The organism is Roseburia sp. AM59-24XD, from assembly GCF_003478445.1.
Classification (GTDB): domain Bacteria; phylum Bacillota; class Clostridia; order Lachnospirales; family Lachnospiraceae; genus Jutongia.
Window position 1 is genome coordinate 1 of sequence record NZ_QUET01000066.1, and the last position, 1,925, is coordinate 1,925.

Genomic DNA, 1,925 nt, shown 5'->3' on the forward strand with positions numbered 1-1,925 from the left:
GTGCGCCTAGCGGCGCACGTTTCTAACGGGTTAAAGTCCCGAATCCGCCCGGTAGTGGGAAGGATATAGCCGAAGGCAAGGGTGTCCATCGTGAGATGGAATCTGAAGGAAGCTGGATGTGAGGAATATACTAACTCACGGGCAAATCTCTGGTCTGACGAACAGAAATCTCATATGAGGTCATGCATGAGGGCAAGACTGCATCACAAGTTGAAACCCAATAACTACACGGAATCATGTATGATAAATGAGGCAGATGGATGGAGAGGAAGAAACGTGTGGTACCTAGGGAGGTCTGTGCGGTACGCCTTGAAAGAGGTAACCATTGCATAAAGCAATGCTGAACGCGCAGAAGTCAGCAGAGGTCATAGTAGCCAAACGGAACAAGTTCCGTTCGAGGTGAAGGACCGAATCAGTAGGAGTCTTGAGTATGACCGAGAAAGGAGGAATGACCGTCTATGGCAGAAAACATTGAAAACAATGGCTGTTCGCAAAGAGATAATGCGGAACATGAAGGGTATGTGAAAGCGTCTAGGTCATTCAATCGGATATGGAAAGAAAGAGACAGTGCACAGCCGAGACTTTTGGAAGCGATACTGTATAAAGACAACTTTAACAGAGCGTATAAGAGAGTTAAGGCAAACAAGGGAGCGGCGGGAATTGATGGCATGACCATTGAGGAGGCTCTTCCATATCTAAAGGAACATCAACAAGAGATAACCGACCGCATTTATCGTGGAAAGTATACTCCGTCTCCAGTAAGACGAGTTGAGATTCCCAAACCAGACGGTGGTGTGCGAAAGCTTGGCATACCAACAGTGGTAGACCGTACACTTCAACAGGCAATAACCCAACAGTTAGTGCCAATCTATGAACCGCTATTTGCAGAGGGTAGCTATGGCTATCGTCCGAACAGAAGTGCAAAAGATGCAATACTTAAGGTTAAGGAGTATGCAGAACAAGGCTATACATTTGCTGTAGTCCTTGACTTGTCAAAGTACTTTGATACTCTTAATCACGAAATTCTCATCAACCTTCTCCGAAAGAATGTAAAAGATGAACGTGTAGTGCAGTTGATAAAGCGCTATCTGAAAAGTGGCATAATGGAAAACGGAGTGGTCATTGACACAGAGGAAGGCTCACCACAAGGTGGAAACCTATCACCATTGCTGGCAAATGTCTACCTCAATGAGTTCGACCAGGAATTTCTGAAAAGAGGTGTTCCATGCATAAGATATGCAGATGACATCGTGCTTCTTGCAAAGAGCAGGCGAGCATCAGAGAGACTCTTGGAAAGCAGTACAAAATATCTTGAGGAGAAGCTGAAACTTACAGTCAACCGAGAAAAGAGCCGTACTGTCAGCGTGTTTGCAATCCGAAATTTTAAATTCCTTGGCTTTGCATTGGGAAGGAACGGAAAGGGCATTTATGTCCGAGTTCATCCGAAGTCATGGAAGAAATTCAAGTCTAGACTGAAGGAGTTATCTTCCCGTAAGCGATGTCAGTCAATCAAGCCAAGCCTTGAGAAAATCAAGGTGTATGCAAGGGGATGGCTTAACTACTACGGAATTGCAAGTATGAAGAGCAACATAAATGACATCAATGGATGGCTTTACCACAGAATACGCATGTGCATATGGAAACAGTGGAAGAAACCTAGAACGAAATATAAAAATCTAGTCAAGCTGGGAATTCCAGAACACTATGCGGCAACAATAGCAAACAGTCGCAGAAAGTATTGGTATATCAGTAATAACAAAGCTGTGATTTGGGCGCTGAATAAAGAAAGACTGATAAACAGTGGCTTTTATGATTTAGCCACAGCCTATCAGTCTGTGCACGTCAACTATTGAAACCGCCGTGTACCGAACGGTACGCACGGTGGTGTGAGAGGACGGCGGTTAGTCACCGCCTCCTACTCGATT

Annotated in this window: 1 protein-coding gene; it reads left to right on the plus strand. The window is 44.8% G+C overall.

What is annotated here, in order from left to right; genetic code table 11:
• Positions 1-458: 458 nt before the first annotated feature.
• Positions 459-1,853, plus strand: a complete 1,395-nt coding sequence (gene ltrA, locus DXA20_RS15880) for a group II intron reverse transcriptase/maturase (protein WP_118562099.1) — start codon at positions 459-461, stop codon at positions 1,851-1,853.
• Positions 1,854-1,925 lie beyond the last annotated feature (72 nt).